This window comes from Streptomyces sp. NPDC006435 (assembly GCF_040612315.1).
Lineage (GTDB): Bacteria > Actinomycetota > Actinomycetes > Streptomycetales > Streptomycetaceae > Streptomyces.
Window position 1 is genome coordinate 145687 of record NZ_JBEXPY010000011.1, and the last position, 16878, is coordinate 162564.

14 protein-coding genes are annotated in these 16878 nt (G+C 72.3%); 10 read left to right on the forward strand and 4 right to left on the reverse strand.

Features of this window, described 5'->3' with window-relative positions:
* The first annotated feature begins 127 nt into the window (after nucleotides 1-127).
* Both ABZZ04_RS14565 and ABZZ04_RS14570 read left to right on the forward strand, forming a co-directional pair.
* A complete protein-coding gene (locus tag ABZZ04_RS14565) occupies nucleotides 128-613 on the forward strand; it encodes a DUF1269 domain-containing protein (RefSeq protein ID WP_356932534.1) in 486 nt (161 codons plus the stop codon).
* A 160-nt stretch (nucleotides 614-773) separates the two neighbouring features.
* Nucleotides 774-3485, forward strand: a complete 2712-nt coding sequence (locus ABZZ04_RS14570) for an ABC transporter substrate-binding protein (protein WP_356932535.1) — start codon at nucleotides 774-776, stop codon at nucleotides 3483-3485.
* Between the two features lie 75 nt (nucleotides 3486-3560).
* Here ABZZ04_RS14570 and fusA read toward each other — a convergent pair whose 3' ends face one another.
* Nucleotides 3561-5654: an elongation factor G gene (gene fusA, locus ABZZ04_RS14575; RefSeq protein ID WP_356932536.1), complete on the reverse strand. Its 2094-nt coding sequence runs from the start codon at nucleotides 5652-5654 to the stop codon at nucleotides 3561-3563.
* 489 nt (nucleotides 5655-6143) lie between these two features.
* Here fusA and ABZZ04_RS14580 point away from each other — a divergent pair, with 489 nt between their 5' ends.
* On the forward strand, nucleotides 6144-6776 hold the full coding sequence (locus tag ABZZ04_RS14580; protein ID WP_356932537.1) for a class I SAM-dependent methyltransferase: 633 nt from the start codon (nucleotides 6144-6146) through the stop codon (nucleotides 6774-6776).
* A gap of 57 nt (nucleotides 6777-6833) precedes the next feature.
* Here ABZZ04_RS14580 and ABZZ04_RS14585 read toward each other — a convergent pair whose 3' ends face one another.
* Both ABZZ04_RS14585 and ABZZ04_RS14590 read right to left on the reverse strand, forming a co-directional pair.
* A complete protein-coding gene (locus ABZZ04_RS14585) occupies nucleotides 6834-7166 on the reverse strand; it encodes a hypothetical protein (protein WP_356932538.1) in 333 nt (110 codons plus the stop codon).
* A gap of 112 nt (nucleotides 7167-7278) precedes the next feature.
* Complete coding sequence (locus tag ABZZ04_RS14590; protein WP_356932561.1) at nucleotides 7279-8157, reverse strand: DUF2510 domain-containing protein; 879 nt, start codon at nucleotides 8155-8157, stop codon at nucleotides 7279-7281.
* Between the two features lie 114 nt (nucleotides 8158-8271).
* Here ABZZ04_RS14590 and ABZZ04_RS14595 point away from each other — a divergent pair, with 114 nt between their 5' ends.
* From ABZZ04_RS14595 to ABZZ04_RS14620, 6 genes are all read left to right on the forward strand, one after another.
* Nucleotides 8272-9120 (forward strand): crotonase/enoyl-CoA hydratase family protein, encoded by an 849-nt coding sequence (locus tag ABZZ04_RS14595; RefSeq protein WP_356932539.1) that lies wholly within the window; start codon nucleotides 8272-8274, stop codon nucleotides 9118-9120.
* 110 nt (nucleotides 9121-9230) lie between these two features.
* Nucleotides 9231-10277 carry a S66 peptidase family protein gene (locus ABZZ04_RS14600; protein WP_356932540.1) on the forward strand — a complete coding sequence of 349 codons (1047 nt, stop codon included), beginning with the start codon at nucleotides 9231-9233 and terminating at the stop codon, nucleotides 10275-10277.
* A gap of 202 nt (nucleotides 10278-10479) precedes the next feature.
* Entirely contained in the window at nucleotides 10480-11214 is a 735-nt protein-coding gene (locus tag ABZZ04_RS14605) for an FCD domain-containing protein (RefSeq protein ID WP_356932541.1), read from the forward strand.
* A gap of 192 nt (nucleotides 11215-11406) precedes the next feature.
* Entirely contained in the window at nucleotides 11407-12174 is a 768-nt protein-coding gene (locus tag ABZZ04_RS14610; protein WP_356932542.1) for a (Fe-S)-binding protein, read from the forward strand.
* Nucleotides 12171-13730 carry a lactate utilization protein B gene (locus ABZZ04_RS14615; protein WP_356932543.1) on the forward strand — a complete coding sequence of 520 codons (1560 nt, stop codon included), beginning with the start codon at nucleotides 12171-12173 and terminating at the stop codon, nucleotides 13728-13730. Before ABZZ04_RS14610 ends, ABZZ04_RS14615 begins: the two co-directional genes overlap by 4 nt.
* Nucleotides 13727-14359, forward strand: coding sequence for an LUD domain-containing protein (locus ABZZ04_RS14620; protein ID WP_356932544.1), 633 nt, complete (start codon nucleotides 13727-13729; stop codon nucleotides 14357-14359). Before ABZZ04_RS14615 ends, ABZZ04_RS14620 begins: the two co-directional genes overlap by 4 nt.
* Nucleotides 14360-14400: 41 nt before the next feature.
* Here ABZZ04_RS14620 and ABZZ04_RS14625 read toward each other — a convergent pair whose 3' ends face one another.
* Nucleotides 14401-16302, reverse strand: coding sequence for a DUF2264 domain-containing protein (locus tag ABZZ04_RS14625; protein WP_356932545.1), 1902 nt, complete (start codon nucleotides 16300-16302; stop codon nucleotides 14401-14403).
* Between the two features lie 330 nt (nucleotides 16303-16632).
* Between ABZZ04_RS14625 and ABZZ04_RS14630 the strand changes: the two genes are divergently transcribed.
* A complete protein-coding gene (locus ABZZ04_RS14630) occupies nucleotides 16633-16782 on the forward strand; it encodes a hypothetical protein (RefSeq protein ID WP_356932546.1) in 150 nt (49 codons plus the stop codon).
* Nucleotides 16783-16878 lie beyond the last annotated feature (96 nt).

A 16878-nucleotide genomic window follows, 5' to 3' on the forward strand; every position in this document is an offset into this window, starting at 1 on the left:
CGGGGACGTCCGCCCGCGGTGCGGTTTCCCGCACCCCGTGAATCGAATCGGGCGAAATGCACCCTATGCTCAATTCGCTTACTTTGGGGTTCCGTCGATCGCGCGCAGTCGCGCCTGGAGGAGCCTCATGGCCACGTTGACCGTATGGAAGTTCGATACGCCGGAGGGGGCCGGCAGCGTGGAGGACACGCTTCTGAACCTGCAGAAGCAGGAGCTGATCAAGGTGCTGGACGCGGCCACGGTCAGCTGGCCCGCGGAGGCGGGGAAGCCGAGGACGAAGCAGCTGCACAACCTCGCGGGAGCGGGCGCCCTCTCCGGCACGTTCTGGGGGATGCTCTTCGGCCTGCTCTTCTTCATGCCGCTGCTCGGCGCGGCGGTCGGCGCCGCGGCCGGTGCGCTGGGCGGCAAGATGGCCGACATCGGCATCGACGACGACTTCATCGACTCGGTCAAGTCGCAGGTGACCCCGGGTACTTCGGCGCTCTTCCTGCTCTCCCAGGACGCCGTGGTAGAGCGGGTGCGCAACGCCTTTCCCGGCGGTCACACCGAGCTGATCCACTCCAACCTGGACAGTGAGAAGGAGGCCAGGCTCCGCGAGGTCTTCGCGCACTGAGCCCGCGGCCCCGGACGGGGCGCCGTGCGACGACACCGGCCGGGAACATCCGTCCGGTGTCATTGCACGAGAAGCGTCCTGATGTCCAACTTCCGTTCTCTCAAGGTCACTTGACACTATAGTGCTCACCGATTCGCCGTTCGGGAACGGGGAGTGACGGATGGCGCTGGACGATGTCCTGGCACATTTGACCTTCAGGGAAAGATTCACCCGCAGGAGAGTGCGCTTCGAGCGCGGATCCGGTGCGCTCGTCATCCAGGTCGAGGGCGGGCCCGACCCCGTCCGGCAATGGCTCGACGCCCTGGTCAAGAGCTACCGGGGCATCGTGCCGGTCAACAATCCGAGCGACGTCCGGGCCGGGGCGGTCGAGGAACCCGGAGAGCCCGGGGGAGCCGGTGTTCCCGAGGGGGAGCGGGGCGACCGGGGAGAGGGCGATCAGGAGGACCTGGTCGTCGAGCAGTTGCAGGCGATGACCGAGGGCTGCGGATACGGGGGCCGGGTGGCCCACGGCCTGCCGATGGTCTTCCCGCGCTTCGCCGCCGCCCGCACGGCGCTCTACGAGTGGCAGCCGGTCCCCACCCAGTCCCGGCCGCGGCAGATCGGGGACCTGAAGAGGCAGATCAGGGAGGCGATCACCGAGGAGCGCCGGCAGACACTGCCCGAGCTGCGCCCCCGGATCGACCCCCTCCTGGAGGACCCGTACGTCAGCGAGGGCATGGGCGGACTGGTCGGCCTGCTGCTGAAGACGGTCAACGCCTTCCGCTTCCCCCACCACCGGACGGTCCGCTGGTACGGCACCGAGCGCTTTCCCCGGCAACGCACCTTCGAGGCGGTCTGCGAGCAACTGGAACGCCTGCGCGAGGAGCCGGCGGAGGCGAAACAACTGCTGCTCGTCGAGGCGCTGCTCGCCGACATCGACGCGCACTACGGGATCGTCCGCCGGCTCAACCGGGCGCGTCGCCCGGTCCTCCTCCTGCCGGACGTGGACACCGTCCCCGCGCGGCGGATCATCCGGGACCGGCTCATCGCCGCGTACGACGGGGAGTCCCGCGGCCTGCGCGTGTACCCGGTGGTCGTCACCACATCGGAACCCGGCGGGGCCACGCCCGAGGAGGGCGCCGGGCCGCCGGTGCCGCCGGACGGACTCGCCGGGGCACTCCGCGAACGCTTCGCCGAACGGGTGCGGGTCGGGGAGATGCGGAGCCTGGGCGACCACACCCCGCTGCCCAGCCGACTGGTCCAGGTCACTCTGGAGGAGAACCCCGAACCGCTGCCCACGGGGCGGCCGGGGCGCCGGATCCTGGGGCCGGTGACCGCCGTGGTCACGTCCCTGGCACTCGTGGCGTCCGGCCTCGGCGTCTACTACGGCTTCTTCCGTGAGCCGGAGAGCTGCGGCAGGGGCCTCCAGGTCCACGACGCGGAGTGTCTGGGAGTCTCCGACGGCAGCGGTGTGTTCATGCCCGGGGTCAAGGGCATGCCCGAGGTCTTCGCGCACATCGCGGAACAGAACAGGGCGGTCGCCGGCAAGAAGCACGCGACGGTCGCCCTGCTCATCCCGATGGAGTCGGGCGACCCGGCGGTGCGGCGGCAGATCCTCAGCGAGGTGCAGGGCGCCTATCTGGCCCAGGCCGGGGCGAACGGGGCCGACGCCGCGAAGCCGCCCATCCGCCTCGTCCTCGCGAACCCCGGCAGGGCGTACGGGCAGTGGAGGACGACGGTCGATCAACTCGTGCGGCAGGAACCGGACCTGAGAGCGGTCGTCGGCTTCAACCTCAGCCTGACGAAGACCAAGGAAGCCCTCACGTACGTGACCAACACCCTGAAGTTGCCCGCCGTCGCGAGCGTGGTGACGGCCGACGACTTCTCCAACCCGGAGGGCCGGCAGAAGGTCCCGTTCCCCGGTCTCGCCCGGGTGGTGTCCACCACCAAGGACCAGGCCCGCGCGCTCCTCGCCTTCGACCCCGGCCTGGCGGGGACGGAGACGGCCCTGGTCACCGACGACCGGCCGGGCGACGACTACAACCGCTCGCTGCGGGACGCCTTCACCGAGGCCAGGGCCGCCAAGGGCCGGGGCGGCGTCCAGGACATGCGCTTCGAGTCCCCCGGCGTCGAGGAAGCGGGCGTCACCCCCAACGAGTTCGAGGACTTCGCGGGCAACATCTGCCGCTCCAACGCCCACGTCGTCTACTTCGCCGGCCGGGCCCTGCACCTGAAGCTCTTCGTGAACAAGCTGGCCACCACCTACTGCCGCGAGAAGAAGTCGTACACCGTGATCACCGGCTCCGACGCCACGACGCTCGACCAGCGGCTCGACGACGGCCACCGGGCCCTGCTCCAGGGCGACCCGGGCTCCGGCAAACCCTCCGTCACCATCCGCTACGCGGCCCCGGCACACCCCGACGCGTGGTCCATCGAACTCGCGAGGTGGCAGAAGGACCCGCGCCGCAGGACGCAGCGCCCGCCGCTGTACCTCCGGGAGGCCCAGGACGCCATGGCCGCCCTGCGGCGCGACATCACGGCGCAGGGCGGAGCCATCGGGGACGTCTACCTCGACGACGGACGCACCATCGTCACGTACGACGTCGTCCTGACCGCGTCCAGGGCGCTGGCACGGGCGGTCCACACCAGCGGGCAGGAAGTGCCGACGGCCGACCGGATCCGCAAGGACCTCGGCAAGCTGAACGCCGATCTGCGCGTCCGGGGCGCCGGCGGCTGGATCTGCCTCACCAACGCGGGCAACCCGTACAACAAGGCGCTGTCCGTGGTCCACCTCGAACCCGGCTCGAAGAAGCTGACGTTCGAGGGGGTGGCCTGGCCGACCGGGCGCGCCCCCGCGCAGGAGGACGACTGCGTGATCCCGGCACACCCGTAGCGGCGGGGGCGCCGGAGCCCGGACGGACCGGGCCCCGGTCCCGCCCCGACGGGGACGGGACCGGGACGGCCCCCGCTACCGGACCGGCGTGCCGGAGGACACCGCACCCGGCGCCGGTGCGTGGCCCGCGGGACGGGTGGTGAAGGTGCCCCGGCCCTGCGTCCGGCTGCGCAGCCGGGTCGCGTAGCCGAACAGCTCCGCCAGCGGCACGGTCGCGGTGATCACCGAGGTGCCCGCCCGGGCGGCCGAACCCGAGACCCGGCCGCGCCGCGCCGCCAGATCGCCGAGCACCCCGCCCACGGCGTCGTCCGGCACCGTGACGGTGACCTCCGCCACCGGCTCCAGCACCACCATCGCGCAGGCGCGCAACGCCTCACGGAGCGCGAACCGGCCGGCCGTGCGGAACGCCATCTCCGAGGAGTCCTTGGAGTGGGTGGCCCCGTCGGTCAGCACGACCCGCAGCCCGGTCACCGGATGCCCGCCGAGCGGCCCCTCGGCCAGGGCGTCCCGGCAACCGGCCTCCACCGCCCGGACGTACTCCTGCGGCACCCGCCCGCCGACGACGGTCGACGCGAACACGAAGCCGTCGTCGTCACCGGCGCGGTCGCCGGGGGCGTCCGACGGTTCCACGTCGAGGACGACATGGGCGAACTGCCCGGCGCCGCCGTCCTGCTTCACGTGCCGGTACACCAGCCCGGACACCCCGCGCACGACCGTCTCCCGGCAGGCCACCCGCGGCCGGCCGACGCCGATCTCCAGTCCGTGAGCACGACGGATCTTCTCCACCGCGACCTCCAGATGCAGTTCCCCCATGCCCGACAGCACCGTCTGACCGGTCTCGGGATCGGTCCGCACCCGCAGCGAGGGGTCCTCCTCGGCCAGCCGGGCCAGCGCCGTCACCAGCCGTTCGGTGTCGGTGCTGCGACGGGCCTCCACCGCCACGGAGACGACCGGCTCGGCCGAGGACGGCGGTTCGAGGACCAGGGGCGCCGCCGGATCGCACAGGGTGGTACCGGCCCGGCCGCTCCTGAGCCCGATCACCGCGACGATGTCCCCGGCCACCGCCGTGTCCACATCGGTGTGCCGGTCGGCCCGCACCCGCAGGATGCGGCCCACCCGCTCGGTGCGCCCGGCGCCCGCGTCCAGCACCGTGTCCCCCTTCCGCAGCGTTCCCGAGTACACCCGCAGGTAGTTCAGGCGGCCGGTGGCCGTCGAGGTCACCTTGAACACCAGCGCGGCGAACGGCGCCGCCGGATCGGCCGCGCGTTCCCGCACCTCGCCGTCCAGGGTGCCGCGTACCGCCGGAACGTCCAGCGGCGAGGGCAGACAGGACACGACGGCCTCCAGCAGCGGCTCGACACCGCGGTTGCGGTAGGCGGAGCCGCACAGCACCACCACGCCCTCCCCGGTGCGGGTGAGGTCGCGCAGCGCGGTGCCCAGGGTCCGTTCCCCGAGCGCCGACCGCTCGCAGAACTCCTCCAGCGCGGCCGGATGGAGCTCCGCCACCGTCTCCTCCAGGAGCCGCCTGCGCCGGTGCGCCTCCTCGCGCAGGGCGTCCGGCACCGGCCGTTCCTCGACACCGTCGCCGTCGGCCCACACCAGCGCCCGCATGCGCACCAGGTCCACCACGCCGGTGAAGTCGTCCTCGCTGCCGATCGGCAGCTGGACCACCAGCGGAACCGTGTGCAGCCGGTCCCTGATCGACGCGACCGCGGTGTCGAGGTCGGCACCGGCCCGGTCCAGCTTGTTCACGAAGGCGATCCGCGGCACCCCGTGCCGGTCCGCCTGCCGCCACACCGACTCGCTCTGCGGTTCGACGCCCGCGACGGCGTCGAACACCGCGACCGCGCCGTCGAGCACCCGCAGCGAGCGCTCCACCTCGTCGGAGAAGTCGACGTGGCCCGGGGTGTCGATGAGGTTGATCCGGTGACCGTCCCAGACGCAGCTCACCGCGGCGGCGAAGATGGTGATCCCGCGGTCGCGTTCCTGGGGGTCGAAGTCGGTGACGGTGGTGCCGTCGTGGACCTCGCCCCGTTTGTGGACGGCGCCGGTCAGATGGAGGATCCGTTCGGTGACGGTGGTCTTTCCCGCGTCGACGTGGGCGAGGATGCCCAGGTTGCGGACGTCGGTCGGGGTGCCGGTGGGAAGACGGCGGATGTCGGTACGCACGGCCCATGGCCTTTCGGGGTGATCCGGAACGGGTCGGCGCGATTTCCCGGACGGACCGGCCCGTGACCGGGCCGCACGAAGCCCCTGACGCGGCGCCCCGCACGGGGCGGGACGCGATGGCGCTCCGGCGCCGGTGGTTGCTCGGGGTCAGTCGTTCGTCGCGGGTGTCCGGTGCGGGCCGCGCAGCCCGCCCCGGGCGCACGAGGACACCAGGATCACCTCGTACCGTGACCGGGGGACGACGACAGCGGCGCGATGGCGCACGACCGGTCTCCCCTCACTCGTCACGGTGCGCGCCACGAAGCCGTCGTGGTGCGCGATTCGTGGCGACTGTAGTGAACCCCGGACCGGTCGGTAAACCGGATATTCGTCCGTCACGTCTTCCCCGACGACCTCATGTTCCGTGACGGGGGCGGGCGTTGAAGGCCGCTTCGATTGATGAAACGATCCCGGCACATGGCACGGGGCAAAGGGGAAGGAATCACAACGATGGACGAGGAGCACGGTCTCACCGCCGCCACGGTGTTCGACGCCCTGGGCGCGGACTACGAGCGGGCGTTCGGTGAATCCGCCGCCCATCACGCCTCGTTGAGCCGACTGCTGGACCGGCTCGCACCGCACAGCCGGGTCCTGGACGTCGGCAGCGGAACGGGACGGCCGACCGCGCGGGCCCTGGTCGGGGCGGGTCACCGGGTGCTGGGGGTCGACATCTCGCCCGTCATGGTCGAACTGGCGGCGAAGCAGGTGCCGGAAGCGGACTTCGAATGCGCGGACATCCTCGAACTCCCTCTGGAGGAGGGGGGCTTCGATGCCGTCTGCATCTACTTCTCGATGCTGCAGATGTCCCGCGACGAGCAGTCCCGGCTGCTGCACAAGGCGCGGCGGCTGCTGGTTCCCGGAGGCCAGCTGGTCGTCGCGACGGTGCCCCTGGACGTGGAGGACGTCGGGGTCGTCTTCATGGGACAGCCGGTGCGCGCGACCAGCTTCGGCCCGGAGGAGTTCACCGAACTGGTCACCGGGGCCGGTTTCTCGGTCGTGTGGGAGCAGAGCACCCTGTTCACCCCGGACCACGAGGCCGCGGCGACCGAACCGCAGCTGTTCCTGCACTGCCGACGGGTCTGACATGCCGACGGGTCCGGCCTCCGGGAGTCACCTCCGGGGGCCGGACCCGTCGCCGGATCAGCGCTCGACCGGCAGCGATTTCGGGGTGCCGCGCAGGTCCCGCACCCCGGGACGCCGCCGGGCGACGAGGGCGCCGGGGCGCCCGCAGGCGTGCAGCGGGTCCTTCCAGCGGCGCAGCGCCTGCCCGCCGCACCTGCGCCACTGCGCGGGCGAGAGGGGGACGGGCTGCCCGCCCCGCGTCACCAGCGCGTTCACCGGAGCCATCGGGTCCGCCGCCGCGGCCTTGGCGAGCAGCACCCCGATCACCAGCGGGGCCAGGGTCACGGCCAGGGTCGTGCCGGCGGCGGCCACGTGCTGGAGGCGGGGGCGGTGCGGGGTGTCGGGAAGCATGCGGCCATTGGACCCCGGCGGCCCGTCCGGGGGATGGGCCGGCGTACTCAGCCCGGTGGGCCCGTAGTACTCATGCGTATGTGTGTCCGATACCCGGCGCCCGCGACCGTCCCTACACCGTGGTGCCGGGGCCCCTGCCCGTTCCCGAGGCGGCCTTGATGCCCTTGGTGATGTCGTCCATCACGGAGAGCTTCGGGGCCTTGGAGCTGACGTCGAAGCCGGAACGGACGACGACCATCATGTTCTCGGCATGGGGGGACGGGAAGGCCAGCGACTGGACGTACCCGTCGTCGCCGTTCTTCGTCACGACCTTCCAGCGCACCAGGTACCCCTTCTCGCCGGCCACGGTGACCGCCTCCGACTTGAGCTCCTCGTGCGAGGTGATGCCCCCGTAGATCTTCTCGCCGTACGACTCGGAGGCGTTGGCGGAGATGTCCTTCAGTGCCGTGGCCCTGGGCGTCGTGGTGTCGAGCTCCAGCATCTTCGCGGGCGTGGAGAACACCCCGCCGCGCACGCACTTCTCGGACGTGTTGCCGGGGCAGGGGTAATTGCCCGTGGTCACTCCCGCGCCCGCGACCCCCGAGGTGCCCTCCCAGCCGTCCGGCACCGGGAGGCTGATGCCGCTGGCGAGGTCGGTGGCGTAGCCGTCCTCGGCCTGCGGGGCCCGCTGCCCGGGGGGCCCGTCCCCGTCCTCGCCCCCCGGTGCGCCCGGTCCGCGTCCGGCGTCGTCGGAGGGCGGGGCGGACGGTGTCGCGGACGCGTGCTTCCCGGGGTCGTCGGAGCGGTCCGACCACAGGAGGACGCCGCCCCCGACGACGGCGAGGGCCACCACACCGGCGGTGATGCCGATGCCGACGCGCGTCCGGCGGCGCCGGGCCTCGGCGGGAGGCAGGCGGAGATGATCGGTCCACCGGGTGCCGTCCCACCAGCGTTCGTGGACGGGGCCTGTTCCTGTGTGCCCGGGGTCTGGGTGCCAGCCGGGCGGACTCATCTGGGTCACGGGCCCCACCGTAGAACGGTTGCGTGAGAATCGCATGAATCAGCTGTGCCGACGGGGACGGGGTGCTCCGCCGTCCCCGCACGATCCCCTGTGGGAGGCCGAACGATGAGCGAACGACCGGCGGTACGGATCGAGCGCGACGGCGCCGTGTTCACGGTGATCCTGAGCAGGCCCGAGGTCCGCAACGCGGTGGACGGGCCGACCGCGAGCCGGCTGGCCGACGCCTTCCGCGAGTTCGACGACGACCCGGACGCGTCCGTCGCCGTGCTGTGGGGCGAGGGCGGCACGTTCTGCGCGGGCGCCGATCTGAAGGGCATCGGCACGGAGCGGGGCAACAAGGTCCTGGCCGACGGGGACGGGCCGATGGGGCCGACCCGGATGCGCCTGGGCAAGCCCGTCATCGCGGCGGTCGCCGGTCACGCGGTGGCCGGGGGCCTGGAACTGGCCCTCTGGTGCGATCTCCGGGTGGCCGAGGAGGACGCGGTGTTCGGGGTGTTCTGCCGCCGCTGGGGCGTGCCGCTGGTGGACGGCGGAACGGTACGGCTGCCGCGCCTGATCGGCGAGAGCCGGGCCATGGACATGATCCTCACCGGGCGGCCCGTCCCGGCCGCCGAGGCGTACGCCATGGGACTCGCCAACCGGATCGTGCCGCCCGGCGGGGCGCGCGGGGCGGCGGAGCGGCTGGCCCGGGAGATCGCCGCCTTCCCACAACTTTGCCTGCGCCACGACCGGTTGTCGGTGCTCGAACAGCACGGCCTGGGCGAGTCGGAGGCGCTGGCCGCGGAGTACCGGCACGGCCTGGTGCCGCTGACCGCAGGGGAGACGCAGGCCGGCGCCGAACGGTTCGGGAACGGCGCGGGCCGCCACGGATCCTTCGACCGAGACGACCGAGACGACCGAGACGACCGAGACGACCGAGACGACCGAGACGACCGAGACGACCGGGGCGACTGAGACGACCGAGACGACCGGGGCGACGGGGGCGACCGGGACCGGACGGCGGACGGGCCGGGCGGATCGAAAATCATGACGATGCCGCGCCCGGAGCCGCCTACGCTCAGCGGATGTCGAGCAACCATTATCCGGCCAAGCCCGTGCCCGGTGACCGCGTCGCCGTGCTGTCCCCCTCCTCCGGCCTCCCCGGTCTTCTGCCGCTGCCCCATGAGTTGGGGCTGCGCAGGCTCCGCGAAGAGTTCGGACTCGAACCGGTGGAGTACCCGACGACGCGGAAGATGGGCTCCACCCCGCAGGAACGGGCGGCCGACATCCACGCGGCGTTCGCCGACCCCGACATCAAGGCCGTGATCTCCAGCATCGGCGGCGACGACCAGATCACCGTGCTGCCGTACCTGGACCGCGACCTGCTGCGTGCCAACCCCAAGCCCTTCTTCGGGTACAGCGACAACACCAACCTGCTGGTGTTCCTCGACAACCTGGGCATCGTCGGGTACCACGGCGGCACGGTGATGTGCGAGCTCGGGCGGCCCGGCGCGATGCACCCGCTGACCGCCGACTCCCTGCGGGCCGCGCTCTTCACCCACGGTGCCTTCGAGCTCACCCCGCCCAAGGAGACCAACGGCGCGAACGGCCGGTGGGAGGACCCGGGGACCTTCGACTCCGAACCCGAGATGCTCCCCTGCGACGGCTGGATCTGGCACAACGCCGACGGCCGGACCGTGAAGGGCGCGAGCTGGGGCGGGAACGTGGAGATCCTCTCCTGGCTGCTGATGGCCGACCGCGAGATCGGGCCGGTGGAAAACTACGCGGGGCGGGTGCTGTTCCTGGAGACGTCCGAGGAGATGCCGACGGCCGACGAGGTCTACTGGATCCTGCGGAGCATGGGGGAGCGGGGGCTGCTCGCCCAGTTCCCGGCCCTCCTCATGGCCCGGGCCAAGAACTGGTCGTTCGAACAGCCGCTCGGCGCCGAGGAGGGGGAGCGGTACCGCGAGGAGCAGCGGCAGGCGGTCCTGCGGGCGTTGGACGAGTACGCCCCCGGGACCATGGCCGTCCTCGACGTCGACTTCGGCCACACCGACCCGCAGCTGATCATCCCGTACGGCGGACAGATCGAGGTGGACGGAGCGGGCCGCCGCATCGTCGTCACCTACTGAGCGGGGAAGGGCCGGAGGGAGGGGCACGGACGGAAAGCGGGCGGGGACGGGAAAGCGGACGCGGGTGGGACAGCGGCCGCGGACGGGTGCTTGAACGGCGCCCGAGCTTTGGTCCGACCATATGCGGTGTGTGACATAGTTGAGGATCGGGCAGCAGAAGCGACGGCAACCGGACGATTCCGGCCGAGGCAGGGGGTGACGGATGCCCGTCGAATGGCAACCCGTACGACAGTCCCGTACGCATGAGCTCGTGCTCCAGAGCATCGAGGAGCGGGTGTTCTCCGGCGAGCTCAGGGCGGGCGACCGGCTGCCGCCCGAGCGTGAGCTCGCACCCGTGCTCGGGGTCAGCCGGTCCGCGCTGCGCGAGGCACTGAGGGTGCTGGAGACCATCGGCGTGCTGGTCGCGCAGCCGGGCCGGGGGCCGGACGCCGGGGCGCGGATCGTGCGCAACCCCGACGACGCGCTCGGGCGGCTGCTGCGCCTGCACTTCGCCCTGGGCAGCTACAGCCTGGAGGACGTCCTGGAGGCGCGGGTCGTGCTGGAGCGGTCCAGCTTCGAGGCGGCCGCGAGACACGCCTCGGCGGAGGACCTCGACGAGGCGGAGGCGCTGGTCGCGCGGATGGGCGAACCGGGTGTCGGAGTGGCCGAGTTCAACGACCTGGACACCCGCTTCCATGTGCACATCGCCCGCAGCTCCGGCAACGAACTGACCTCCACGCTCACCTCCGCCGTCCGCGAGTCGGTGCGACCGCTGATCCTGCGGGCGCTGGAGGAGGCGGAGGACTGGCCGGCCGCGGCCGCCGCGCTCGACGCGGAACACGCCGAACTGCTCGGCCTGGTGCGGGCGGGGCAGGGGGCGAAGGCCGCGGACCTGGTCGAGAAGCACATCCGCAGCCTGCACGGCACGCTGGTCGACGGGAACTCCGGCCACGAGTGAGGCGACGCCGGACCCGCCCCGGACCCGGTCCGGGGCGGGCGGGCGCGGAATCCGGGGCCGCGTCCATTCTTGTCAGGTTCATGACTTAATGGGTTCGCGGTGCGACCGGCACGTGCGCACCGCCTCCTTCATGTTTCGGACCGAGGCTAGTATGGTCGGACCATAAAACTGGAGAAACGATCGGAGAGACCCATGCGCATCGGACTCTTCGCCACCTGTCTGGGAGACACCCTCTTCCCCGAGGCGGTGAAATCGACCGCGGTCCTGCTCGCCCGCCTGGGCCACGACGTGGTCTTCCCACCGGGGCAGACCTGCTGCGGCCAGATGCACGTCAACACCGGCTACCAGCGCGAACCCCTGCCCCTGGTGCGGAACTTCGCGGAACAGTTCGGTGACGCCTCGATCGAGGCCGTCGTCATGCCGTCCGGTTCCTGCGCGGGCTCGGTCCGCCACCAGCACGAGATCGTCGCCGAGCGGTACGGGGACGCGGCGCTCCGGTCGGGCGTGGCCACCGTCAGGGCCAAGACGTACGAACTGTCGGAGCTCCTCGTCGACGTCCTGGGAGTCGAGGACGTCGGCGCGTACTTCCCGCACCGGGTGACGTATCACCCCACCTGCCACTCCCTGCGCATGCTCCGCGTCGGCGACAAGCCGCTGAAGCTGCTGCGCGCCGTCGACTCGATCGACCTCGTCGAGCTGCCGGAGGCCGACTCCTGCTGCGGATTCGGCGGCACCTTCGCCGTCAAGAACGCCGAGACGTCCACCGCGATGCTCCAGGACAAGATGCGCAACATCGCCGGGACCGGTGCCGGTGTCTGCACGGCGGGCGACTCGTCCTGCCTGATGCACATCGGCGGCGGGCTCTCCCGGATCGGGTCGGGCACCCGCACCCTGCACCTCGCCCAGATCCTTTCCGCCACCCGCACTTCGCCGTACGTCCCGACGGAGGCCGTCCGATGAGCAGTACCTTCCTCGGCATGCCCGCGCCCCCGCCCCGCTCCCCGTACGGGACGGGCAACCTGCGCGGCGACCGGAAGTTCCCCCGTGCCGCGCACGACGAGCTGCGCAACGAACAACTGCGCCGCAACCTCGGCCGCGCCACCCGCACCATCCGCGCCAAACGCCTCGACGTCACCGGCGAGCTGCCCGACTGGGAGGCGCTGCGCGAAGCCGGTTCGGCCATCAAGACCGACACCATGAACCGGCTCCCCGAACTCCTGGAACAGCTGGAGCGGAAGGTCACCGAGCACGGCGGCACCGTCCACTGGGCGCGCGACGGCGCCGAGGCCAACGAGATCGTCGCCCGGCTGGTCGAGGCGACGGGCAGCAGGGACGTCATCAAGGTCAAGTCGATGGCCACCCAGGAGATCGGCCTCAACGAGCATCTCGAATCGGTCGGTATCACCCCGTACGAGACGGACCTCGCCGAACTGATCGTCCAGCTCGCGCACGACAAGCCGTCGCACATCCTGGTGCCCGCGATCCACCGCAACCGCGACGAGATCCGGCAGATCTTCCTCAAGGGGATCCCGGGCGTCGACCCGGGCCTGGACAACGTGCCCGCGCACCTCGCCGCCGCCGCCCGCGCCTATCTGCGCGAGAAGTTCATGACCACCGAGGTCGCGGTCTCGGGCGCCAACTTCGGCATCGCCGAGACCGGAACCCTGTCCGTCGTGGAGTCCGAGGGCAACGGCCGCATGTGCCTGACGATGCCCGACACCCTGATCACCGTCATGGGCATCGAGAAGGTGCTGCCGCGCCATCAGGACCTGGAGGTCTTCCTCCAGTTGCTGCCCCGCTCCTCCACCGGCGAGCGGATGAACCCGTACACCTCGCTGTGGACCGGCGTGACGCCGGGCGACGGGCCGCAGGACTTCCACCTGATCCTGCTCGACAACGGACGCACCGCAGCGCTCGCCGACCGGATCGGCCGCGAGGCGCTCAACTGCATCCGCTGCTCGGCCTGCCTCAACGTCTGCCCGGTGTACGAACGGACCGGCGGCCACGCGTACGGCTCGACGTACCCGGGGCCGATCGGGGCCGTCCTGACACCGCAGCTCGCGGGGATGCACGCGGCCAAGGACGACCCCAACAGCTCGCTGCCGTACGCCTCCAGCCTCTGCGGCGCCTGCTTCGACGCCTGCCCCGTCAAGATCGACATCCCGTCGCTGCTGGTCGAACTGCGCCACCAGAACACCGAACAGACCGGTGTCACCGCCGAGAAGCTCGCCATGAGGGCCGCGGCCACCGTCATGAAGCACCCGAAACTCTTCACGGCGGCGCAGAAGGGCGCGGGGCTCGGCCGGGTGCTGGGCGGCCGGGACGGGAAGATCTCGCACCTGCCGCCGCCGTTCGACGGCTGGAGCGACAGCCGGGACACCGCCGTCCCGCCGAAGCGGACCTTCCGCTCCTGGCTGGCGTCGGCCGAGGGCGCCGCGACGATGCGGGACGCCGCCGACGAGTACCGGAGGAACGAGAAGGACGAGAAGGACGGGAAGAAGGAGAAGGACGCATGACGACCGCCCGTGACACGGTACTGGGCCGGATCAAGGACGCCCTGGCCCTCGCCCCCGCCCGGGACGTCACCGTCCCGCGTGCCTACCGCACCGGCCGAACCCTCCCCGACGACGAACGCCTGGCCCTGTTCACCGACCGGCTCGTCGACTACCGGGCGACGGTGCACACCTGCACCGCCGACCGCACCGCCCAGGTCCTCGCCGAGGTGCTGCGGGAACGCGGGGCCCGGCGGATCGGCGCGCCGGCCGGACTCGACGAGCAGTGGCTCGGAGCGTACGACGGCGAGGTCCAGCAGGACTCCGACACCATCCCGGCCCCCCGGCTCGGCGAACTGGACGGGGTCGTCACGGCCTCGGCCGTCGGCTGCGCCGAGACGGGCACCATCTTCCTCGACGGCTCGTCCGACCAGGGACGCCGGGCGCTGTCCCTCGTGCCCGACCTGCACGTGTGCGTCGTCGACCTGTCGAAGGTCGAGGTCGGCGTCCCGGAGGCGGTGGCGCGGCTGGTGCCGGGCCGGCCGACCACACTGATCAGCGGCCCCTCGGCCACGTCCGACATCGAACTGGAACGGGTGGAGGGCGTGCACGGCCCGCGCACGCTGGCGGTGGTGATCCGGACGGACGTGTGAACGGACGGGGCGCGCGGTCACCGGACCGCGCGCCCCGGAGCTCAGCCGTGCGTGACCGACGGCGGACCGAGGACGACACGGGTCGTCGCCGCGTCCTCGGCCCAGCGGACCTCCACCGTGTCCCCGTCCACGTCCACCCCGCTCACCACCGCGTCCAGCGGCGTCGCACCAGGCTCCGCGGTCAGCGAGCCGAGCGCCACCAGCAGCACCGTGCCCTCCGCCGCCGCGGACAGCCGGGGCACCACCGCCCAGGGGGTGTACGCGGTGCCCTGCGGCGCCCGCACCTCGTCCCGGTCCTCCCAGCCGTACAGGCCGTGCAGCGCGGAGACCACCGTGTCGTCGCGGCCGGTCGCCCAGCCGGTCTGCTCCACCCGGGCCCCGGGCGGGGCGCCGAGCACCCGGTGCACCCGCAGTTCGTACCGGCCGCGGGCCACGGTGACGCTCTCCACGCGCAGCCCCGGCACCATCGCCGGGCCGGACGTGAACACCGGGCGGTGCCAGGAGGCGGCCCACCCCCAGCCGTCGCCCGCACCGGCGCCCAGCGCGCGGACGACCCGGCGGCCGCTGCGCACCCCGGCGACGACCACGGCCAGATGGTTGTCCGCGACGTTCCCCCGCGCCGTGGGACCGGTCACCGTGGAGTACGACTGCCGGCTGTACAGCGGGTCGTCCTGGACCTGCGCCTCGCCCTCGTGCGGGCGCACGTGGTCGCTGCCGTGGTTGTGCAGCCGCACGATCCCGTCCGCGCGGGTGGACTGGACGAGCAGTCCGGGGGCGGGCAGGGCGAGCACCCGGTCGGGGCCCTCGCTCGGCGCGGGCTCCTCGGTCGCGGTCCACAGCGGATGGTCCCCGGGGGCCAGCAGCGCGACGAACGCCTTGGACGCCCAGTACGGCGAGGCGGGGCCCGAGTAGTTCTGCAACGACGCCTCGTGCGGACCGTGCCAGCCCAGGCTCAGCAACCCGTCCGCACCGGCCGCGCCCCGGTCCAGGAAGTAGCGCAGCGCCCCGTTGACCACCCGCCGCGAGGCGCCCGGCGCCAGCGGCGTGTGCCCGGTGACGGCGCCGAGCGCGACCGACGAGGCGGCGGCGAAGCGGTACGGCAGCGAGCGGCCGAAGTGGATCGGCGCGCCGTCGCCGCCGAACAGCAGCGAGAAGCCCTCCAGGTGTTCGCGCAGCCGGGCCCCGTAGTGCGCGGACAGTTCGGCGTCGCCCGACAGGTGCGCGTCCAGCACGGGGTAGAGGTGCAGCGCCCAGCCGTTGTAGTGGTCGAAGGCGCGCCCGTCGCCGTCCGAGTACCAGCCGTCCCCCCGGTACCAGCCCTCCAGCAGGTCCAGGGCGCGCTGCCTCGCCCGCGCCGTCACCGCGTCGCCCCGGCCCACGGACTCCAGGAATCCGGCCACGGAGTAGGGGAACAGGTACCAGTTGTTGGGGGCGGGGGTGTGGAGCAGCGCGTCGCGCAGCCACCGCGCGGCCCGGTCCTGCACCCCGGGGTCCAGCCGGTCCCACAGCCACGGCCGGGTCAGCCGCAGCCCGATGGCGACCGAGGCGGACTCGACCATCGGCTGGCCGAAGACGGCGTGGTCGCGGATCAGCGGCCAGGACTCGGCGTCGTCCCGGCCGGGGGCACGGGTGCCGGCCGCGAGCCCGTCGGCGTACCGGTCGAGCCAGCCGTGCGGGTCCGCGCCGTTCGCGCCCGCCACCCGGAAGGCGGCGGCGAGGAACGTGCGGGCGTAGCCCTCCAGGCCGTCGGAGCGCACCCCGGACACGGACGGCCGGCCCGGCAGGTCCAGCAGCGCGCCGCCCGGGGTGGCCCACCGCCAGGCGGCCCGGAGCAGCCCGTCCGCCGCGGCCTCCCAGTGCGCGCGGGTGTAACCGGTGTACGGGCTGGCGGCCCGGTCGTCGGCGGGGAGTCCGAGCGGGGAGCCCGGGTGGGGAGCGGTCATGCGGGAGATGCCAGCCTTTCGCGTCGTACGGGACGGGCGGGCCGTCGCCCGCGGCCCGGTGACCGGCCGTACCGGTCGTCGTGGCCCGTCGCCCCGCGGACGGGTGCGCGCCGTCCCGACTCCTGTCCTGAATCGGATCACTGGGAATCCTGATCGACTGATCGATAAGGGTCAAGAGATTGATCAATTTTGAATCAAAACGGTCAAACGATCATTCGATGGATATCGAGCCGCGCCTGCCGTGCGCGGGCGGCGGCTCCGGCGAACCGGACCGCCCGCGTCCGTGTTCACCAGGCGTCCCGTGCGTACCGCCGTCCCCGGGAGGCACTCTTGCGGTCCCACGCAACGGTCCCTAACGTCAACGGACTTGAGAGCGAACGCGGAAGGGAGGGGCACATGGAGATCAAGAAGGTCGTGGTCCGCGAGGAAGAGGCGAAGAACCGCGAACGGCAGACGATCGAGAAGCGCCCGACGCGCTGAGCCGGCGCGTTCCGGCGAAGCCGGCACCTGACGTGACCGGCACACGGGGCCGGCGCCGCCGGGCCGGACAGTGACGACAAGGGCGGACGCGGGGCA

Excerpts from the sequence above, each read along its gene's own strand:
- ABZZ04_RS14615 (WP_356932543.1), top strand. The coding sequence starts at position 12,171 with ATGAGCAGTACCTTCCTCGGCATGCCCGCGCCCCCGCCCCGCTCCCCG.
- ABZZ04_RS14610 (WP_356932542.1), top strand. The coding sequence starts at position 11,407 with ATGCGCATCGGACTCTTCGCCACCTGTCTGGGAGACACCCTCTTCCCC.
- ABZZ04_RS14620 (WP_356932544.1), top strand. The coding sequence starts at position 13,727 with ATGACGACCGCCCGTGACACGGTACTGGGCCGGATCAAGGACGCCCTG.
- ABZZ04_RS14565 (WP_356932534.1), top strand. The coding sequence starts at position 128 with ATGGCCACGTTGACCGTATGGAAGTTCGATACGCCGGAGGGGGCCGGC.
- ABZZ04_RS14580 (WP_356932537.1), top strand. The coding sequence starts at position 6,144 with ATGGACGAGGAGCACGGTCTCACCGCCGCCACGGTGTTCGACGCCCTG.
- ABZZ04_RS14595 (WP_356932539.1), top strand. The coding sequence starts at position 8,272 with ATGAGCGAACGACCGGCGGTACGGATCGAGCGCGACGGCGCCGTGTTC.
- ABZZ04_RS14570 (WP_356932535.1), top strand. The coding sequence starts at position 774 with ATGGCGCTGGACGATGTCCTGGCACATTTGACCTTCAGGGAAAGATTC.
- ABZZ04_RS14600 (WP_356932540.1), top strand. The coding sequence starts at position 9,231 with ATGTCGAGCAACCATTATCCGGCCAAGCCCGTGCCCGGTGACCGCGTC.
- ABZZ04_RS14625 (WP_356932545.1), bottom strand. The coding sequence starts at position 16,302 with ATGACCGCTCCCCACCCGGGCTCCCCGCTCGGACTCCCCGCCGACGAC.
- ABZZ04_RS14585 (WP_356932538.1), bottom strand. The coding sequence starts at position 7,166 with ATGCTTCCCGACACCCCGCACCGCCCCCGCCTCCAGCACGTGGCCGCC.
- ABZZ04_RS14605 (WP_356932541.1), top strand. The coding sequence starts at position 10,480 with ATGCCCGTCGAATGGCAACCCGTACGACAGTCCCGTACGCATGAGCTC.
- ABZZ04_RS14590 (WP_356932561.1), bottom strand. The coding sequence starts at position 8,157 with ATGAGTCCGCCCGGCTGGCACCCAGACCCCGGGCACACAGGAACAGGC.